Source organism: Kitasatospora sp. UYEF31 (assembly GCF_057291755.1).
In genome coordinates this window covers 45,808-63,974 of the sequence record NZ_JBXAWK010000027.1, presented here as the reverse complement: position 1 = coordinate 63,974, position 18,167 = coordinate 45,808, and the positions used below count along the sequence as shown (strand labels likewise).

Sequence of the window (18,167 nt, the reverse complement as noted above, 5' to 3'; positions counted from 1 at the left end):
CCTGCCGGTTTGCGGCAACGGGCCTTTATCCAGGTTCAGAGCTCGGCCACGCGGCGTTGTTACGTCTGATCAGAAGAGTGCTTCCGTGTGCGCTTCCTCGTGTACAGCCGAGACGATGCTCTTCTTGATGATCCTGTTCGTATCGGCGGTGATCATCTTGTCCTTACGCATCGCCGTGAGCAGGGCGATGACCTGGCCGGGCCGGTACACCGTTTCCAGCAGGGTGAAATCGAGCAATTGGTCGACGCTGCACCCTGCGGGTGCGGCACGCAGATACTGGAGCAGCATCACCCGCAGGGGTCCGGTATCAGGTTCGAGGGTGAGGTCGAGAGCCTGCTGCGCCGGGTCCTTCGGGTCGCGGTACCGGACGCCGGTGGTGGGGTCGACCTTCCACATCGCATCCTTCATCTTCACGACCCCCTGCTTGTGGCGGGTGCCGAAGATGAGGTAGAGGAGGCGGTTCCCTTCGTCGATCATCTCGAACGAGGTGCTGTAGTCGAAGCCCGCTCTCTTGAGGGTCTGGCTGTACTGTTTCTGCAGAAATGCCGCTTTGTCTTTTGGGTGCTGCTGGAACACGCCCTGCCAAGCATTGCCCCCGAAGAAGACATCAGCTGCGGACCGGTGGGCCTCATTCTTCTCTGCGAAACGGACGAAGAACGAGGGCCCGAACGTGATCATCACTTCGCTACTGCGGTGCCGGGCTATCTCCTCGAGCAGAGTGCAGGGGAAGTCAGGTCCGCCGAATCCGTCGAGGAAGACGAACATCGGGTGGTTGAGACTTCCGGCCTGGATCAACTGCTGCAGAAGGTCGGGATGACAACCGCCTTGGGTGATCACAGTTTCCAAGCGCGCCAGCTCATCCCCGGGCCCGCTGTTGCGGGTTTCGGCGATACGACGTTCCAACTCGGCTTTGCGGCGCGGGTCCTGTTCGACGAGGACCATCCTTACGCGGCGGTCGGTGCGCTCACGCAGGCGTTTCGCAAAGACCTGGTGAGCGATGACCGGCGACCCGGGCTCGCCCCCCAGGTAGATTCCCGGACCCGCAAAGCCCTCGGCGTAGGTGAGGCACGCATTGTGGGTGAGCAGGATCGGCGTCCACGCTTGCAGATATCGGCGGAGCAGGTCGTGCTTGGCAGCGGTATGCGGATCGCGCTTCCAAGTCAGCCCTCTTGGTGCCGCCATGTTTCCCCCCACGCGGTGCTGCGGATACGCCCCGGGAGAGGATCACACAGTAATCGCGCCGTAGCCAGAGAGTTATGGCCCTGGTTGCTGTTCAGGACGCTGCAAGGTGCTTGCGGCTTGGCAGTTCGTCCCAAATGTGCCCTTGTAGGTCACGCCCGCCGGCCTTGGGGCTTCGACCACCCCACTGCTTGAAGAAGAACGGCACGCCGGCGGCCTGGCACGCATCGCGGATCTCGATCACCCAGCCTGGATCCATCGACCGGAACCCGGGGCCTGACTCACCGCCGGCGATGACCCACCCGATCCCCTCCAGGTCCAGGCCTTCTAGTGGGCCGAGAAGCGGTTCGAGCGACAGGAAACGTACTTCGGCAGGCACTGACCGCAGATCGTCGATGCGACTGAGCTGGTCGGCACTCTCCACGGAGACACCCATCCACAGGTTCGACGGCCACTCGAGCCGATCCGCGACCCGGCGGAGACGGACCGACCGCTTGGTGAGCAACTGGTAGGTGTGCTGCGGGGTTTCCGCGATCACCTGGAAGACGTCCCGGACGAATGATATCGGGACTCGGGCATGGAAGAGGTCGCTCATGGAGTTCACGAACACCATGCGCGACGTCTTCCAACGCCTGGGAATCTCAAGGGAGTTGCTGTGCAGCGTCAGGCCGAAACCGGGGCCGGATGTACGCGGATCGCCGTCCGCCTGATACTTGGCCGCACCCATGGCTCTCAGCCGCTTGGCGAGGGTCAGCGCGTAGCAGTTGTCGCACCCCGCCGATATGCGGTCGCACCCCGTCGTGGGGTTCCAGGTTGACTCGGTCCACTCGATGGCACTGCGATCGCTCACTGACCGTCTCCCGCTCCGGGCCCACGCCTGGCATCGCGGGCCATTGTGTGACGTGCCCAACGAGCTGCCGCCCGAACGGACACGCGATCACCCCATTTTCCCTTTCGAACACATGTTCAAGCAATGACTGAGACGTTAAGAACAGGCCACAGAAGGGCCGCACCGTGCTGCTCAACCAGCCAGATTTCAGCCAAGTGCACGACAAGCAGATGCAGTTCGGACCCTGACGACCCGAGTCGGGGCAACGCGGTTCAGAGTCGTTTGGAGCCGATGTAGGCGATCCGGATCGTCTTCGCCTCCGGAACCAACCGGAAGTGCAGCCGTCCGGCACCCGGGGTGAATCGAGCATGGAGATCGAAGGTTCGGGTGTCGCCGTCGAGGTCGGTGAAAGCACACAGACGGTCGATGTGCGGCACACGGGAAGCGTGGCGTACGAGAGGCCTGTCTGTCAGGACTGACAGCTGACCGGCGCCATCCTCGGCGAGCAGGCTCCGCTCAACCTCGACCCAGTCGGTGTTCCAGCAAGGTTCGACTGACAGGCTGACGGCGATCCCGTCCAGAAGGTGCGCGGTGGCGAGACCGTGTGCGGGCGCTCCCCCGTGCCGGTAGTCGACTTCAGCCGGAGTTTGGCCGTCCGGCAGGACGCTGGAGCAAGGGTTCCTATTGCGCAACGCTTGGATGAACAGGTGCCGGTCCTTGTTCCGGCTGTCCCCAGCCCACTGCTGGTAGTAGTAACCCTCAGCCAGTTCAAGTTCACGTAACGGGGACTGTGCCACGAGCGCGACCTGCCGCAGTTCCTTGGCCCGCCTGAGCAGGTGGATGAACTCCCCCATAGCCGTGTCGACTTGCTCGGTCCTCGCCTTGGCCGCACACGAGCGCTCGTTGAACATCAACAGCAGTGGCACGTACGGGTCCCCCTTGAATCCGTATTACGGAATGCCGGCCGCTGCTCCCCGCAGCGGCTCCTCCAGCTCAGTCGAGCAGCTGGTCGAGCGTGTTCTCCCACTCGTCGAAGAAGCCTTCCGGCCAGTCGGAGAGCATCCCGTCCGGGCCCATGTGGGGTGAGGCGACTTCGGTGTGGCCGTTCTGGTTGCGGAAGTAGTGGATCGCGGTGTGCTCGGCGGGCAGACGGCCCCGCTTCACCGCGAGGCGTACGCCGTTGAGGACGTGGTCGCTGTGGGTCTCGATGATGAGCTGGGCACCGGCGGAGACTGCGGCGCAGGCCAGGGCGGCGATCTTCGTCTGGCCACGGGGGTGGAGGTGGGCTTCGGGGTTTTCGAGGAGGAGCAAGCTACCCCGCTGCGCTGCCAGGCAGGCAACAACGATCGGCAGGGAGTAGGTGAGGCCGAATCCAACGTTGGTGGGGCGGTAGCGGTTCGACGCGGAAAGGCCAGCAGAGCCACCAGAGCCGTAACTCAGCCGGACCGCGTCCAGACCATCGATGCCGACTACTTCGAGGTTGACACCGGGGGAAATCTCCTGCAGCCACGCCTCAACCTGGTCGAGTAGTTCGTTCGACTTGGCATCAGGGTGACGCAGCGCTTCGCGCACTTCCATCTCGCGATGGTGGCGCAGGAAGTTGACCGTGTGCTCACCGCGGACACCCAGGAAGCGGCGCCGGACAACAGCCTCGCGAGACCGCGGGTAGCTGGTGGCCGGGACGATCCGGTCCGCTTTGAGGTATTGGAAACCAAGCGTGAACGGCTGCCTGATAGAACCAGGCCGAGAATTGACTTCTGAGTTGGGTCCTTTAGAGGAGACAAGTGGTAGCACATCGTAGTCCGCCTGATAACTGACAGACCACTCCCATGCGGCCTGATCTGTTCGGAATCCCACGGTCACCACCGGGATCTCGTCATTCCCGGTAACAAAATCTTCGTGCAGCACATCCTGCCCGGTGCCAAAATCCACCAGATCGCCGTTCAGGAGTAGACCATAGTCCCGACCGAGCATCGGAAAGAGTGAATCTTGGCCAACGAACGTCGCCCAGGGAAGCACGTCTGCCATCTCAGACTGCCGCACCATCGCCAGCGCCTGCAACACCGTGCTCTTCCCCGACGAGTTCAGCCCCGTCAGCAGCGTCAACGGCCGCAACGGCAGCCGCACCGACCTGAACGCCTTGAAGTTGGTGAGCGAGATTTCCTCAAGCACGGCCTGCCACCTTCCGAAGGAGTGAACCCACGGCGTCGAACCGGTACCCGACCTTGCCCCGGTCCCCGGTGCCGACGGAGATCGCCCGTTCGAACTCGTAGTCGGCCATCAGATCGAAGAACGCCTCAACAACTTCTTCCCGGCGCGCGATCAGCTCCCCGTGGGGTGGGCAGCCCGGAGCAGCCAGATTCACCGCCACTGTCTCGAACAGCGCCTTGTTGACCGGCGACCGCCGAGTCTGGCCACGCTGACGTTTCCGGAAGGCGTACTCGGCGAATACCTCAGACGCAGTCCACATCGCCGCGGTGAAACTGCCGGCGAGCTGTTCCCGCTCCTGTGCGGAGAGGCTGTTGATCTGCCTCATCCCCTCCGCCAGGAAAGCATCGAAGTCGGGCTTCCGGTAGTCGCTCGGCGGCGTCAGCATGAAGGACGCGAAACGCAGGACCATCTCCCGGTCCGCCATCCGGTCGCCGGACACCGAGTATCCGGCTGCCGCCTGGAACGCGTCGGAAGCCGCAGCCTCGGCCAGGAAACTCCGGGCCGGTCCTGCGATCATCGCGTGCCGGATCTCCTGCCCGTTCAGCGGCATGCCGCCGGTGTTGATCCGCTTGAAGATGTTGAACCGGACTTCATCGGGGGTGCCCCGCCGAATCAGGTGGACCTGGACCTCGGTCTCCCGCAGGCGGATCCGCAGCCTTCCGGACAGTTCTTCGAAGGCCTGGCCGACGAACGTGTCGAGGTACTCGAGATCGCTCAGGAACAGCCGGTCGCCGCCGACGCTTTCCGGCTGGATGAACCGGGCGATGGAGGTGAGCCGCTGTATTCCGTCGACGATCAGCCACTCACCCTCCTCGCCCTCCGCCGCGTAGAAGTTCGGCAGCGGGATGCGCAGCAGCATCGACTCGATGAGCCGGCTCTGCCGGGTGTCGTCCCAGATGCCGGCTTTGCGCTGGAAGTCCGGGGCGAGATCGAGCATCCCTGTGTTCAGTCTGGACAGCAGCAGGTCGACCGACGTCGTACGGGTGCTGATGTCGATCCGGTCCGGGTTGAACGGGGACTTGAGCCGGAACTCCCCGCTCTCGGCGAGCATCTCCCGTTCGACCCCTGTGCTGCGGCCGTCCGTGCCCAGTTCGACCGCGAGTTCGTCCGGATCCCCGGCCTGGCCATCACCCTGCGTCATATCGACTCCGTTCCCCTTCCACACTTACAGCCACGTTCCGTCACGCGAGCGTACCTGTGTGGATCTTCCGGGGACCGTCTACCCGTACAAGAAATTCTGTCGCCGATGAGTGATCGTGGCGGATCTCCCGCCTATGTCATAGGCACTACTCCACCAGGACCACCTGATTCACCCCACCAGATGCCGGCTGATCACCATCCGCTGGATCTGATTCGTCCCCTCGAAGATCTGCATGATCTTCGCCTCCCGCATGTACCGCTCCACCGGGAAGTCCCGGGTGTACCCGTACCCCCCGAGCACCTGCACCGCGTCCGTCGTCACCTTCATCGCCGCGTCCGTGGCGATCAGCTTCGCCGTGCTCGCCTGCCTGCTGTACGGACGCCCGGCGTCCCGCCGCCGCGCCGCGTCCAGGTACGTCGCCCGCGACGAGTCCACAGCCGCCGCCATGTCGGCCAGCAGGAAGCCCAGGCCCTGGTGGTCCACGATCTTCCGGCCGAACGACGTCCGCTCGTTCGCGTACGCGACGGCCGCGTCCAAAGCCGACTGCGCGAGCCCGGTGGCGCACGCCGCGATGCCGAGACGCCCGGAGTCCAGCGCGCTGAAGGCGATCGACAGCCCCTGTCCCTCAGCCCCGATGAGCCGGTCCGCGTCCAGCACCGCGCCGTCCCAGTAGGCGCTCGTGGTGGGGATACCGTTCAGGCCCATCTTCTCCTCGGGCTTGCCGAACACCAGCCCGTCGGCGGATCCGGGCGCGAGCAGGCAGGAGATCCCGCGACTCCCTTGCCCCGTACGGGCGAACAGTGCGTAGAAGTCGGCCTTGCCGCCGTGTGTGATCCACGCCTTGGTGCCGGTGATCCGGTAGCCGGCGTCCACCCGTTCGGCTTTGCAGGTGAGCGCGGCGGCGTCCGAGCCGCAGTGGGGTTCGGACAGGCTGTACCCGCCGACCATGCCGCCTTCGAGCATCGCGGGCAGCCAGCGGGCCTGCTGCTCCCGCGTGCCGAATGTGGCGATCGGGAAGCACGCCAACGTGTGCACCGACGTGGCGACGGCAACTGCCGCCCAGCGCGCGGCGAGTTCCTCAAGGACCTGGAGGTAGACCTCGTACGGCTGGCCGCCGCCCCCGTGCTCCTCCGGGTAGGGCAGGCCCAGCAGTCCGACCTCGCCCAGAACCGTGAACAGCCCCTCGGGGTACTTCTCTTCGCGCTCGTGGGACACGACCCGTGTCGCGAGTTCCTTGTCGGCGACCGTGCGTACGAGGTCGATGAGGTCTTCGGCTTCCGAAGTGGGCAGCAGGCGGTCGACGGCCACGGGGTGCTCCTGGGTGCTGATTGCTTGACGGACAAGGTCCCGGGAACTCCCAGGAACGGCACGGTTCGGTCAGACGGCCGCAGTCGTGCGCTCCCCCACCGTCGGCTCACCCACCGTCAGCCCCGCGAGCCCGGCGGCGGCCTTCGCCCGGTACTCCTCCACCCGCGCGAGCTTGATGTCCTCATACCCCCGGATCCCCTCCGGCAGCCCCAGCAGCTCAGCCACCGCGTCCGCATTCTCCTTCGCCAGGCGGCGCAGCGCCTCGACCGCCAGCGCGCGGTACTCGACGACGAGCGCCCGTTCGATGCGGCGCACCTTGGCGTAGCCGAACACGTCCGCCGGTGTCCCGCGCAGCCGGCGGGCGGCGCGCAGGACCCGGAAGGCGGGACCGGCCGTGCGGCGGAGGCGGATCTTGCGGTTCATCCCCAGGGCCTTGAGCACCGGCGGGTGCAGCATGACCGAGACGTCCGCGTCGGGGCCGAACTCCTCGTCGCGGCGGGCCTTTTCGACCGGGTCGAGGTGGAGTCGGGCGACTTCGTACTCGTCCTTGTAGGCCATGAGGTGGTAGAGCGACCTGGCGTACGCGACGGCGATGCGCTCGCCGGCCTCCGGGCCCGTACGCTCGACCGCCGTGTCGTGCACCGCGTGCACGTCGGCGGCGAACCGCTTTGCGTAGGAGGCGTCCTGATAGCCGGTCAGGTCCGCGATGCGCAGCGCGAGGAAGCCGCCGAGGCCTTCGGCGAGGTCGGCCGACGCGGCGTCGATGTGGACGACCGGCCGCCGCGCGGGCGCGGCCAGCGCGCGGGTGCCGACGGGGTCGACTGCCAGGGCGCGGCCCCAGCGGAAGGCGGTGAGGTTGTTCTCGACGGCTGCGCCGTTGAGCCGTACGGCCTTCTCGATCGCTTCGGCGCTCAGCGGGAGGCAGCCGTACTGCCAGGCCGCGCCGACGAGGATCATGTTGGCGGGCATGTGGTCGCCGAAGAGGTCTTCGGCCAGGCCCTGGGTGTCCAGGTGGAGGACATCGTGGACCGCGGAGGTGATGAGCCGCAGCGCGTCGTCGGGTGTGCCGGGGACGGAGATCTGGTTCGTGACCATCGCCGCGGTCGGGACGATGGCGGTGTTGACGACGGCGACCGTACGGTCCGCGGCCGCCACGGCGAGGTTGGACTGGGCGGCGGCGCCGAGCAGGTCGAAGCCGAGCAGCACGTCGGCCGTCGCCTTGGACGCGCGCAGCGCTCCGGTCACGGGCCGGGCGGAGATGCGCAGGTCGGAGACGACGGGACCGCCCTTCTGGGCGAGTCCGGTCTGCTCAAGACCGGCGGCGTGGCGGCCGTCGATGTGCGCGGCCATCTGGAGGATCTGCGACATGGTGACGACGCCGGTGCCGCCGATGCCGGGCATCCGGACGAGCACATCCGAGGTGAACCGCCTTACAGGTGAAGGCAGTTCGATGTCAAGCGCGGGGATCCCGCGCTTCTTCCGGGCCCCCGGTTCGACCAGCAGGAATGACGGACAGTCACCCTTGAGGCAGCTGAAGTCCGAGTTGCAGGACCCCTGGTGGATGTGTGTCTTGCGGCCGAACTCGGTGTCCACGGGGTGCACGGACAGGCAGCTGGACTTGTCGCCGCAGTCGCCGCAGCCCTCGCAGACGCGCTCGTTGACGACGACCTTCTCGGCGGGGGTGGGGAGTTCGCCGCGCTTGCGCAGCCGGCGTTCCTCGGCGGCGCAGCGGTCGTCGTGGATGAGGACGGTGACGCCGTCCAGTGCGGTGAGTTCGCTTTCGGCGGCGGCGAAGTCGTCGCGGTGGCGGACGGTGGCGACCGGGTCGAGCCGTACACCCCGGTAGGCCTTCGGGTCATCGGTGGTCACGATGATCCGGCGCACGCCTTCGACCGCGAGCCAGCGGGTCAAGTCCGTTACGGACAGGCGGCCTTCGGCCCGTTGACCGCCCGTCATGGCGACCGCGTCGTTGTAGAGGATCTTGTACGTCATGGTCACACCCGCGGCCACCGCCGCGCGGACCGCGAGGGAGCCTGAGTGGTGGAAGGTGCCGTCGCCGATGTTCTGCACGAAGTGCCGGTCGTCGGTGAACTGCGCGAGCCCGAACCACTGCGCGCCCTCGCCGCCCATCTGGGTGATGCCCAGTTGATTGCCGCGGCCCTTGCCGTCGAGGGCGACCATGATGTGGCAGCCGATGCCGACGCCGACGAGGGTGTCGTCGGCCGTGCGGGTGGATGTGTTGTGCGGGCAGCCTGAGCAGAAGTACGGCGTACGGGCGGCGACCATCGGCAGCGCGATGCGGGGCCGCCGCTTGGGCGCGAGGGCGTTGAGGTGCGCGGTGGCTGAGACGGGCAGCCGGTCGGTGCCGATCCTGGCCGCGACGGCCTGCGCTACCTCGTCGGCGCCGAGGGTGCCGCGGGCGGTGAGCAGCGGGCGGCCTTCGGGGTCACGCCGGCCGGTGATCCGCGGCGCATCGGCCCTTGCGTACAGCGCGCTCTTCAGGTGCCCCTCCAGGAACGGCACCTTGTCCTCGACGACAAGGACCTCATCGAGGCCTTCGGTGAAGGCGATCAGCTCCTTGGCGATCAGCGGGAACGGCATGCCGAGGCGGATCACCCGGATGCCCAGTGATTCGGTGTCCTCGATTCCCAGATCGGCGAGTGCGCGCTGGACGACGGCGTAGGAAACCCCGGCGGCGAGGATGCCGAGCTTCGCGCCCGGGTCGTCCCGTACGACACGGTTCAGCTTGTTGTCCCGGGCGTAAGCGCGGGCCAGGTCGAGGCGGCGGGTGAGCATGTCGAATTCGGCGTCGAGCGACGCCGGGCCGACGAGCGTCGGGGGTGCGGAGCGGGGGGTGCGGTCGGGCTCGGGCCTGTGTGGTTCAGGGATGGCCGTACGCCATTCCGACACGTCGACGGTCGCTGAGGCGTCGGCGATGTCGGCGACGATCTTCAGCCCGGTCCACAGTCCGCAGGCGCGGGACATCGCGACGGCGTGCAGGCCGAACTCGACGATCTCGCCGATTGAGGACGGCGCGAGCAGCGGCATCGCCAGGCTCTCGACCATGGGCTCGCAGGAGCTGGGGACCGTGGAGGACTTGCTGCCCGGGTCGTCGCCGATCCAGGCGACGGCCCCGCCGAGGGCCGCGGTGCCCGCGATGGTGGCGTGCCGGATCGCGTCGGCGGCGCGGTCGAGGCCGGGGTTCTTGCCGTACCAGAAGCCCGTGACCGCCTCGTGCCGGCGGCCGGGGACCTGCCCCAGGAGCTGCGTCCCGGCGACGGCCGTCGCGGCGAGTTCCTCGTTGAGCCCGGCCTGGAAGACGACTCCGGCGGGCTTGAGGAACTTCGCGGCCCGCCCCATCTCCAGGTCGACGCCGCCGAGCGGGGAGCCCTGGTAACCGGAGACGAACACCCGTGTGTCCAGCCCGCGCTCGGTGTCGAGGCGGCGCTGCTCCAGCGTCAGGCGGATGAGCGCCTGGACGCCGGAGATCAGCACACGCCCGTGGTCGGCGGTGTACTTGTCGTCCAGCGAAACGCCTGGCAGGTCTGTGCGCACGGAAGCCTCCGGTAAAGGCATGTGGGGTGGGGTCGGCACAGCACACCAACAACCTCAGCACCTACACAAGTACCTTGCGGGAGAATGCCGTGAAGACGCAAAATATTTGCTTCAGTTGTACGGATTTGAAGTTTTGATTGTGCGCATGAGGCCTGAAAACGGAGTGCCGGACGTGACCGACATCGACGAGATCGACCATCGCCTGCTGAAGCTGCTCCGGGAGGACGGCCGCCGGACGTTCTCCGAGATGGCCGGCCTCGTCGGCCTCTCGGTCGCGGCGGTCAAGCGCCGCGTCGACCGGCTGCGCGCCGACGAGGTCATCACGGGGTTCTCGGTGCAGATCGACCACACGAAGCTCGGCTGGGGAATCGAGGCGTTCATCGAGCTGCGCTACCCGGGCAGCACTCCCGTGGACGAGATCATCAGGACGAGTACGGGGGCGCCCGAAGTCCAGGCCGTCTACACGATCGCGGGCGACCCGGACGCGCTGATCCACGTGCGGGTCCGGGACATCGCGCACCTCCAGCAGGTGATCGACCAGTTGCGTCGCAACGACCACGTGACGGGGACGAAGACGCTGATGGTGCTGGGGTCGTGGAACCGGGAGGGGTGAGTCCCGCTCAGTCCGGCTCCGTCACCACCGCTGGAACCTACGATGCAGTCATGAACGATCTCCCCAGTGCCGAGGAAATCCGCGCCCTGCACCTCAAGTACGCGCCCTCCCAGGAGGCTTTCGACCTGGTGTACAACCACTGCGTCATCGTCGGGGAGATCGCCCGGCAGTTGCTGGCAGTGCAGCACAAGCCCGGGGTCGACGCGGATCTCGTACGGGTGGGCTGCCAACTGCACGACATCGGCGTCTACCGCCTGTACGACGACGCGGGCCGGCGGGTCAAGGGCGGCTACATCCGCCACGGCGTGCTCGGGCACGAGATCCTGCGCGCGGAGGGGCTGCCTGACCGCCTGGGCCGGTTCTGTTCGTGCCACGTGGGGGTCGGTCTGACGAAGCAGGACGTCATCGACCAGGCCCTGCCGATTCCCGTCGCCGACTACCTGGCGGAGACGGCCGAAGAGCGCCTGGTGATGTACGCGGACAGCTTCCACAGCAAGTCCACGCCGCCGAAGTTCGTGCCGGCTGATGTTTACCGGGTAAAAATCCGGAAGTTCGGAGCCGGGAAGGAAGCGGTCTTCGACGAGTTGGTCGGGGAGTTCGGGCTGCCGGACCTGGCCGCGGTCGCAACGGGCCGCTGAGGACCCGGCCTCGTGTCAGTCGCCGCCCGCGAGCAGCACCCGGTTCTCCGCCGCCGCCCGGTGCATCCTGGCCGCCAGGTCCCGCGCGACCGCGTAATGCAGTGCCTGCGCGATCGCCGGCTGGGTGCTCTCCAGCACCCGCAGCGCGCCCCGGGTGAGGATGTGGCAGACCGTGGGCAGTTCGGCGGTCAGGCGCTGCGGGACCCCGGAGTCGTCGATCAGCGCCAGGTCGAGCACGGCGGTCCCGGCGGACATCGCGCCGATCCGCTCGAAGACGGCGGCCGGGAACCCCAGGAGGTCCTCGGTCGGCCCCCCCGGGCCCAGTGCCGCCGCCGAGTCCACCGACACCTCAGGCCCCGTCGCGTCCGGCGCGCCGGACGGGGTCCCGCGCGGACCCGCGCCCGGCAGGCCCGCGACGGGCTCCTCGACCAGCAGGCTGCCGGACGAGACGAAGCACAGAGTCCCCGAGACGTCCTCGCAGCCGCCGCCGAACCCGGTCAGTGACTCGCCCTGCGCCAGGAACCGTTCCTCAAGCAGCGGCACGATGGCCGCCGCCATGCCCGGGGCCAGCCCGCTGAGCAGGTCCTGCTCGACCGGATCCACCGACCGGTCGACCTCGTCGGGCCCCAACTCCCGCGCCAGCAACGCGTCTTCGCACCACTCGAGTGCGTCGTCCAGGCCGGTGTGCCAGACCTCCGCGGCGGCCAGCTGGGACCGGCGGTCCGTCTGGACCACCACCGACGCGACCCCCTGGACGCGCAGCTCGGCCATAAGCGCGTCGAGGAGTGCGACGGCGACCGATTCCGTACGGCCGACCCTCCGCATGTCGAGGATCAGCCAGCCCATCACGGTGGCGTCGGCGCTGATCGTGCGGACGGCCAGTTCGGCGGCGGCGAAGCCGAGGTCGCCCTGGAGCCGGCACACCGTGATGGCTGTCCCGGCCTGGCGGAGGACTTCGTGGTGGGCGGCGCGGCGGGCCCGGCGGGACACCACCGTGTCGGCGTGCAGGAGCTGCGGTGCGTCGGGGGCCGCGCGGATCGCCGGGCGCAGCAGGTGGAGCCCGAAGCGGCGGGCGAGTTCCTCGCAGACGGCGGTGCCGCGCACGCTGTTGCCGCGCCGGTCGATGAGGGGGCTGAACAGGCCGATGCCGAGCTGGGACGGGAGGGCCGCGGCAAGTCCGCCGGAGACGCCGCTCTTGGTCGGGAGGCCGGTGCGGAGCATCCATTCACCGGCGAAGTCGTACGTGCCACAGGTGGCCATGACCGTCATGACGTGCTCGGCTGTGTCGATGCCGACCACCCGGGTGCCGGTGGCCGGGTTGACGCCGCCGCAGGCGAGGGTGGCGGCCATGAGGGCGAGGTCGCGGGCGGTGACCAGGACGGAGCACTGCCGGAAGTAGACGGACAGGGCCTCGTCGACTTCACCGTGGAGGGCTCCGGAGTTGCGCAGCAGGTAACCGAGGGCGCGGTTGCGGTCGCCGGTGCGTTCTTCGGAGGCCAGGACACCGTGGTCGACGCGCAGGTCACGCCCGGCGAACGCGGACAGGCCGTCGAGGATGCGCTGGAAGCGCTGTCCGTGGTCGTCGCCGTGGACGAGGGACGCGGTGACGATCGCGCCCGCGTTGACCATCGGGTTGAGCGGGCGTCCGGTGCCTGGTTCGAGGCTGATGGCGTTGAACGCTTCGCCGGTGGGTTCGACACCGACGCGTTCGAGGACGGCGGTCAGGCCGCGGTCGGCGAGGGCGAGGGCGTAGACGAAGGGTTTCGACACGGACTGGACGGTGAATTCGACCTGGGTGTCGCCGGTCTCGTAGACCTGCCCGTCGACGGTGGCCAGGGCGACGCCGAACCAGGCCGGGTCGGCGTTGCCGAGGGCGGGGATGTAGGTCGCGAGCTCACCGGCGTCCTGGTCGCGGATGCGGGTGTGCAGGTCGTCGAGCAGGTCCTGGATGGGACTGGGGACCGTCCGTGCCACTGTTCCGATCCGCCCCTCCGGGTCCGCCGTACGTGCTCATCCCCATCGTGGGCGGGTCCGGGGAGTAGTGCACGCGGGGAGGGCCGAACGGGCGGACCGGGCGGGATCAGTAGCCCTGGTTCGCCCCCGGCGCCGGCGCCCGGCCGGTCTGGACCTGCCAGGTCTGCCACAGCCAGGCGGCCTTGGCGTCGAATTCCGGGTCCTTGCCGCCGAGGCCGGTGATCGGGGCGCGCATCCGCTTGGTCTTGCCGTCGACGAGGCGGAGCTTGAGGCCCTTGCTGCCGAGGACGCTGGTCGGTTCGATGTTCGCGATCTGCTGCCAGGCGAACTGCTGGGTGGTGAGGCCCTTCATGGTCAGTCCGTACTGGTTGGCGGTCACACCCCATTTCGCGGAGAGGAAGAACTGCAGGATGAGGACCGGGCCGATCACGACCATGACCGGGAGAATGCCGCCGAGGGCGATGCCGATGACTCCGAGGCAGAAGAACAGGATGCCCAGGACGAGCATGGGAGTCCGTTGCGGCTTCGTCATTGTGAAGTGTTGTTCAAACATGGCCTCACTTTGGCACAGGGCAGGTCGCGGAATCACCCCCTTCCGCCCGGCCCGTGAGTTCAGAGCGCACTTCGGCGCGGTGCCCGACGCGGCGGTACACGCTTGGGACATCGCCGTGGCGACCGGGCAGCCGGCCGTCGAAGTCGTAGGGGCCGACGGTGTCGAGGTCCTGGGTGACCTCGTACGGGAACGAAGCCTCGAACAGGGCCAGGGTGTGCCCGGCGTGCCGGACGATGTGGGTGTTGGCCCTGCTGACGGTCAGGTCGCGGTCCCCCGCTTCGTCGAACGTCTCGCCGGGCGCCGTGGCGACCCACCGGTTGCGGTACCGCTTCGCGCGGCCGGCGCCGAGCCGGACGCCGTGCAGCATGCCCTCGCCCTGGAACCAGTGGCCCGACCCGCCGGTGCGCGGGTTGGGACCGTTGCGGATGTACGTGCCCGTGAGTTCCGGCGGGATCACGCCGGTCACCTTCAGTTCCGTGTTCGTGGTCTCGCGGTCGACGGGGGCGTAGTTCCCGGTGAGGTGGGCGGCGCCGGCGCGGCCGCGGTGGGCTCAAGCACTGACTGACCGGCGACGAAGCAAGTCATGGACGACCGGCGAAGCGCCAAGTCATGGCTGACCGACGGACGGACGGAAAGTCAGAGCCCGGCCGCGTGGAACTCAAGCGCCGCGACACTCCCCCGCAGTCCCCGGTCGAGCAGCACGACGGAAGCCGTCTCCGCCAGCACCGCCGGCACCGGCCGCACCGCCGGCACCGGCCGCACCGGCCGCACCGGCCGCACCGGCGCGAGCCCCTGACGGGGGATAAGGCCCGGACCGGTCACCGTGCCGAGGAGCCGGTCGATCCGTCGCCGGTGCCGGTCGAAGACCCGGACCGGAACCCAGCGGCCCCGGGCATCCTGGCCCGCGAGCGCCTCGGCCGCCGCGACGTCGAGGAACACCAGGTGCAGCTCGCGCCCGCGCCGCCCGGCGGAGCGGGCCAGCCACCTGCGCAGCCACGGCCGGCTGCCGCAGTCGTGCACCAGGACCGCGCCCCCGGTGCACACCGCGGCGCGGAGTCTGCGCACATGTTCGACGCGGGCCCAGGGCCGGTAGACGGCGTACGGGATCCAGGCGGGCATCCTCGACTCGCAGGACTCGTGGACGTCCCGTGGATCGACGACGGCCGTAATTTCGGGCGAAGCCTCCGACCAGCGGCGCAGCAGCGTGCTCTTGCCGCTGCCGGGCAGACCGGACACGACTATCACCGCGCCGGCTGGGTAGGCGAGGGCGGACGGACCGGAGGTGAGCCTCCGCAGGTCCACCAGGCCGCGCGGGCGCAGGGCCGGGCCCACGGTGCCCGGTGCGGCCGCCTGTCCGCCTGACACGTCCGGTATTCCGTTCACTGCCGTCCCCCCGTCCGAACCGACCGCCCCGTAGCTTGACACAGCGTTCCGACCGGCCGCCGGACAACCGGCGGCACCGGGTGACCCGTTCCCCCCGTGGACGGGCCCCGGCTACGAAAGGACACATCCCGACATGGGAATCATCGCCTGGATACTTCTCGGCCTCATCGCCGGTGTCATCGCCAAGATGCTTATGCCGGGGCGTGACCCGGGTGGGTTCATCATCACCATCGCCATCGGAGTCGCGGGGTCCTTCCTGGGCGGCTGGATCTCGGCCAAACTCCTGGACCGCCCGTTCGAGAAGCACTTCTTCGACCTGCGGACCTGGGTCGCGTCGATCGGCGGGGCGCTGGTCCTGCTGCTCATTTTCCGGATGTTCTCCGGTGGCCGGTCCAGGTCGAGGCGCTGAGTCAGCGGCTCCGCAGTGCCTTGACCACCTCGGCGATCTGCCCGTCGTGCGCGGGGTCGGCCGGAAGCGGCACGGTGACACCGTCCGCGAGGCCGCCCCAGCGCGCGGCGATGAGGCCGGGGAGTTCCCCGTACAGGCCCATCGGGACGAGGGTGTCGAGGACTTCGTCCGTGACGACTTTTCCCAGGGAGTCCCACCGGTCGCGGCGCACCAGGTCGGCGAGTGCGGGTTGCAGGTCGGGCCAACCGTACAGCTCCAGGGTCTTGCGGTAGGCCGGTGTCGAGTACAGGAACGCGAACAGCCTGCGCTGGCGCTCCCGTTCGCGGTCCAGGTCGCCGCGGGTCGCGCCGGCGACCACCTTGATGCCGGCGACGAGTTCGAGTTCCCCCGTACGACGGCCGGCTGAAGCGGCCCCGGCCGCCAGGCCCGGGCGGCAGACGGACTCCAGGTAGCGGGGGTCGGAGTTGGTCGGGTGGGTGACGAACCCGTCGGCGAGTTCGCCCGCCAGCTCGCACATCTTCCGGTTGACGCCGCCGAGGTAGACCGGCGGCTCAGTGGTTCCGGAGTCCGGCCCCGGGTTGAAGTAGGGCTGCATGCGGGTGAGTTGATAGTGCTCGCCGGTGAATCCGGGCCGCTCCCCGCTGCGGAACGATCCGAACGCCGTACGGACCGCTCCCACGTATTCGCGCATCCGCGCCGCCGGTTCGGACCACGGCATCCCGTAGCGCTCTTCGATGTTCTGCCGGATCTGGGTGCCCAGGCCGAGGTGGAACCGTCCGCCGGAGAACCGGGAGAGGTCCCACGTGGTGTAGGCCGTGAGCAGCGGCGACCGGACGAAGGCCAGCGCGACGGAAGTCCGTACGGTGATCCGGTCGGTGTGCTCCAGTGCGAGGAGCGCGAGCGCGAAGGAGTCGTGCACGGTCTCCGAGACCTGGAGCCCGTCGTAGCCCGCCGCTTCGACGCGGCGCGCGTACGCTCCGACGTCCCGCAGGGGTGTCCGCGGGTCCATGCCGGTGTACACCTTCACTGTGCGCTCCTGTCCGTGGGCCTGTGGTCCAGGCCCATCTTGACGTAGCGTCAGCTGAGGTTCCGACCCAGGACGGTGCTGAGGGTCCGGGGGTCGTTCGTGATGACCGCGTCGACGCCGAGATCGGCCAGCCGGGCCATCTCCGCGGCGTGGTCGACGGTGTAGGTGCACGCTTTCATGCCCATGCGGTGCGTACGCTCGACGCTCCGCCGGGTGACCCAGCAGGACTTCTGGTTGAAGTAGTCGGGCCGGATGAGCTGGAAGACGTTGGCACGCGGCCGGAACGGCTTGTTCCAGCTCAGCGCGATGACGGCGCCGGGCGCGACGGACCGGACATAGGCGAGGGCGTCGGTGTCGCCGCAGAAGACGGCCCACTCGTAGCAGTCGAGCTCCCGGACGACACCCACCGACGCCCGCCCTTCGGCGAGCCCGGGGAGGTCGACCATCAGTGGCACCCGCGAGTCGCGGGCGAGCTCAAGCGCCTCACGCAGCGTCGGAATGCGGAACCCGCCGTCCGTCAGGCTGCCCAGATCGTCGTACGGGGTTTCAGCCACGCGGCGTCTGTGACCCCACAACCGGGTGAGCGTGTGGTCGTGCAGGAGGACCGGCACGCCGTCGCTGGTGAGTTTGACGTCGATCTCGACGCAGTCGGCGCGGTCCGCGATCGCCGACCTGATCGACGGCAGGGTGTTCTCCCGCAGCACCAGTGGGTCGCCCCGGTGGGCGACGACCCAGGTCACGACGCACGCAGTTCGGTCATGGTCCGTACGTTAGCCCGGGTAAGGGACGGGCGCGCGGGGAGGCGACACCCGGGACGCCGCCCCGGCGGGCGCCGCCCGCTGGCTGCTCTCCCGGGGGGCCCCGGCTGAGGAGAGGCGTGGGGATCAACGCCCGGGGAGCGCGTCCACGTAGACCCAGGCGCCCTCGTGGCGGGCGAAGCGACTGTGCTCGTCGAGGGTCTCCGCACGGCCGCGCTCGGTGTAGGCGGCCCGGAAGGCGACGGTGCCCCCGGTGTGGAAGGGGCCGCCCTCAGTGGCGCTGACGATCTCCAGCCCGGTCCAGCGCGTCTTCGCGTCCAGACCCAGGCGCGCCGGCCTGGTGTCCGGGTGCCAGGTGCGCAGCAGGTAGGGCTCGTCGAGGACGACGAAGGCGCTGTAGCGGGAGCGCATGAGGAGTTCGGCGGTGGGGGCCGCCTTTTCGCCGCTGTGGAGCCGGCCGCAGCAGTCCGCGTAGGCCGCGGGGAGGCCGCAGGGGCAGGGGGCGGTGCCGGAGAGGGAGTGGTGGCGGGCCATGGGGCAAGTCTAGAAGACCACTGAAGATCCAGGACTTGTCCGGTCAGCCGGGCCC

General features: G+C 68.6%; 16 protein-coding genes and 1 pseudogene. 3 read left to right on the top strand and 14 right to left on the bottom strand.

Features of this window, described 5'->3' with window-relative positions:
- Positions 1 to 69: 69 nt before the first annotated feature.
- From AC0Z36_RS15820 to AC0Z36_RS15790, 7 genes are all read right to left on the bottom strand, one after another.
- On the bottom strand, positions 70 to 1,182 hold the full coding sequence (locus tag AC0Z36_RS15820; protein ID WP_485463515.1) for a three-Cys-motif partner protein TcmP: 1,113 nt from the start codon (positions 1,180 to 1,182) through the stop codon (positions 70 to 72).
- A gap of 91 nt (positions 1,183 to 1,273) precedes the next feature.
- Positions 1,274 to 2,029, bottom strand: a complete 756-nt coding sequence (locus AC0Z36_RS15815; RefSeq protein ID WP_485463514.1) for a DUF5131 family protein — start codon at positions 2,027 to 2,029, stop codon at positions 1,274 to 1,276.
- 251 nt (positions 2,030 to 2,280) lie between these two features.
- Positions 2,281 to 2,934 carry a hypothetical protein gene (locus AC0Z36_RS15810; RefSeq protein ID WP_485463513.1) on the bottom strand — a complete coding sequence of 218 codons (654 nt, stop codon included), beginning with the start codon at positions 2,932 to 2,934 and terminating at the stop codon, positions 2,281 to 2,283.
- A 67-nt stretch (positions 2,935 to 3,001) separates the two neighbouring features.
- Positions 3,002 to 4,180 (bottom strand): AAA family ATPase, encoded by a 1,179-nt coding sequence (locus AC0Z36_RS15805; RefSeq protein ID WP_485463512.1) that lies wholly within the window; start codon positions 4,178 to 4,180, stop codon positions 3,002 to 3,004.
- Positions 4,173 to 5,360, bottom strand: a complete 1,188-nt coding sequence (locus tag AC0Z36_RS15800; protein WP_485463511.1) for a DUF262 domain-containing protein — start codon at positions 5,358 to 5,360, stop codon at positions 4,173 to 4,175. The genes AC0Z36_RS15805 and AC0Z36_RS15800 overlap by 8 nt, the downstream gene beginning before the upstream one ends.
- A 168-nt stretch (positions 5,361 to 5,528) precedes the next feature.
- A complete protein-coding gene (locus AC0Z36_RS15795; RefSeq protein WP_485463510.1) occupies positions 5,529 to 6,668 on the bottom strand; it encodes an acyl-CoA dehydrogenase family protein in 1,140 nt (379 codons plus the stop codon).
- A 69-nt stretch (positions 6,669 to 6,737) separates the two neighbouring features.
- Positions 6,738 to 10,223 (bottom strand): indolepyruvate ferredoxin oxidoreductase family protein, encoded by a 3,486-nt coding sequence (locus AC0Z36_RS15790; protein WP_485463509.1) that lies wholly within the window; start codon positions 10,221 to 10,223, stop codon positions 6,738 to 6,740.
- A 172-nt stretch (positions 10,224 to 10,395) separates the two neighbouring features.
- Between AC0Z36_RS15790 and AC0Z36_RS15785 the strand changes: the two genes are divergently transcribed.
- Entirely contained in the window at positions 10,396 to 10,836 is a 441-nt protein-coding gene (locus tag AC0Z36_RS15785) for an Lrp/AsnC family transcriptional regulator (RefSeq protein ID WP_485463508.1), read from the top strand.
- Between the two features lie 50 nt (positions 10,837 to 10,886).
- On the top strand, positions 10,887 to 11,474 hold the full coding sequence (locus AC0Z36_RS15780; RefSeq protein ID WP_485463507.1) for an HDIG domain-containing metalloprotein: 588 nt from the start codon (positions 10,887 to 10,889) through the stop codon (positions 11,472 to 11,474).
- A 15-nt stretch (positions 11,475 to 11,489) separates the two neighbouring features.
- On the opposite strand, the gene glsA is transcribed toward AC0Z36_RS15780, so the two are convergent.
- The 4 genes and pseudogenes from glsA to AC0Z36_RS15760 all read right to left on the bottom strand — a co-directional run bounded on the left by glsA (position 11,490) and on the right by AC0Z36_RS15760 (position 15,366).
- The gene (glsA, locus tag AC0Z36_RS15775) at positions 11,490 to 13,448 is read right to left on the bottom strand and encodes a glutaminase A (RefSeq protein ID WP_485463506.1); all 1,959 of its coding nucleotides are present in this window, start codon (positions 13,446 to 13,448) and stop codon (positions 11,490 to 11,492) included.
- Between the two features lie 106 nt (positions 13,449 to 13,554).
- Positions 13,555 to 13,980 carry a hypothetical protein gene (locus AC0Z36_RS15770; RefSeq protein WP_485463505.1) on the bottom strand — a complete coding sequence of 142 codons (426 nt, stop codon included), beginning with the start codon at positions 13,978 to 13,980 and terminating at the stop codon, positions 13,555 to 13,557.
- A gap of 25 nt (positions 13,981 to 14,005) precedes the next feature.
- A pseudogene (locus AC0Z36_RS15765) lies at positions 14,006 to 14,497 on the bottom strand (carotenoid oxygenase family protein); the annotation flags it as partial.
- A gap of 140 nt (positions 14,498 to 14,637) precedes the next feature.
- Entirely contained in the window at positions 14,638 to 15,366 is a 729-nt protein-coding gene (locus AC0Z36_RS15760) for an AAA family ATPase (RefSeq protein ID WP_485463504.1), read from the bottom strand.
- Between the two features lie 151 nt (positions 15,367 to 15,517).
- On the opposite strand from AC0Z36_RS15760, the gene AC0Z36_RS15755 reads away from it, so the two are divergent.
- Complete coding sequence (locus AC0Z36_RS15755) at positions 15,518 to 15,793, top strand: GlsB/YeaQ/YmgE family stress response membrane protein (protein WP_485463503.1); 276 nt, start codon at positions 15,518 to 15,520, stop codon at positions 15,791 to 15,793.
- Position 15,794: 1 nt separating this feature from the next.
- Here AC0Z36_RS15755 and AC0Z36_RS15750 read toward each other — a convergent pair whose 3' ends face one another.
- From AC0Z36_RS15750 to AC0Z36_RS15740, 3 genes are all read right to left on the bottom strand, one after another.
- Complete coding sequence (locus tag AC0Z36_RS15750; RefSeq protein ID WP_485463502.1) at positions 15,795 to 16,820, bottom strand: TIGR03617 family F420-dependent LLM class oxidoreductase; 1,026 nt, start codon at positions 16,818 to 16,820, stop codon at positions 15,795 to 15,797.
- Between the two features lie 50 nt (positions 16,821 to 16,870).
- Positions 16,871 to 17,560 carry a glycerophosphodiester phosphodiesterase gene (locus tag AC0Z36_RS15745; RefSeq protein WP_485463501.1) on the bottom strand — a complete coding sequence of 230 codons (690 nt, stop codon included), beginning with the start codon at positions 17,558 to 17,560 and terminating at the stop codon, positions 16,871 to 16,873.
- 144 nt (positions 17,561 to 17,704) lie between these two features.
- Complete coding sequence (locus AC0Z36_RS15740; RefSeq protein WP_485463500.1) at positions 17,705 to 18,112, bottom strand: YchJ family protein; 408 nt, start codon at positions 18,110 to 18,112, stop codon at positions 17,705 to 17,707.
- Positions 18,113 to 18,167: the final 55 nt, after the last annotated feature.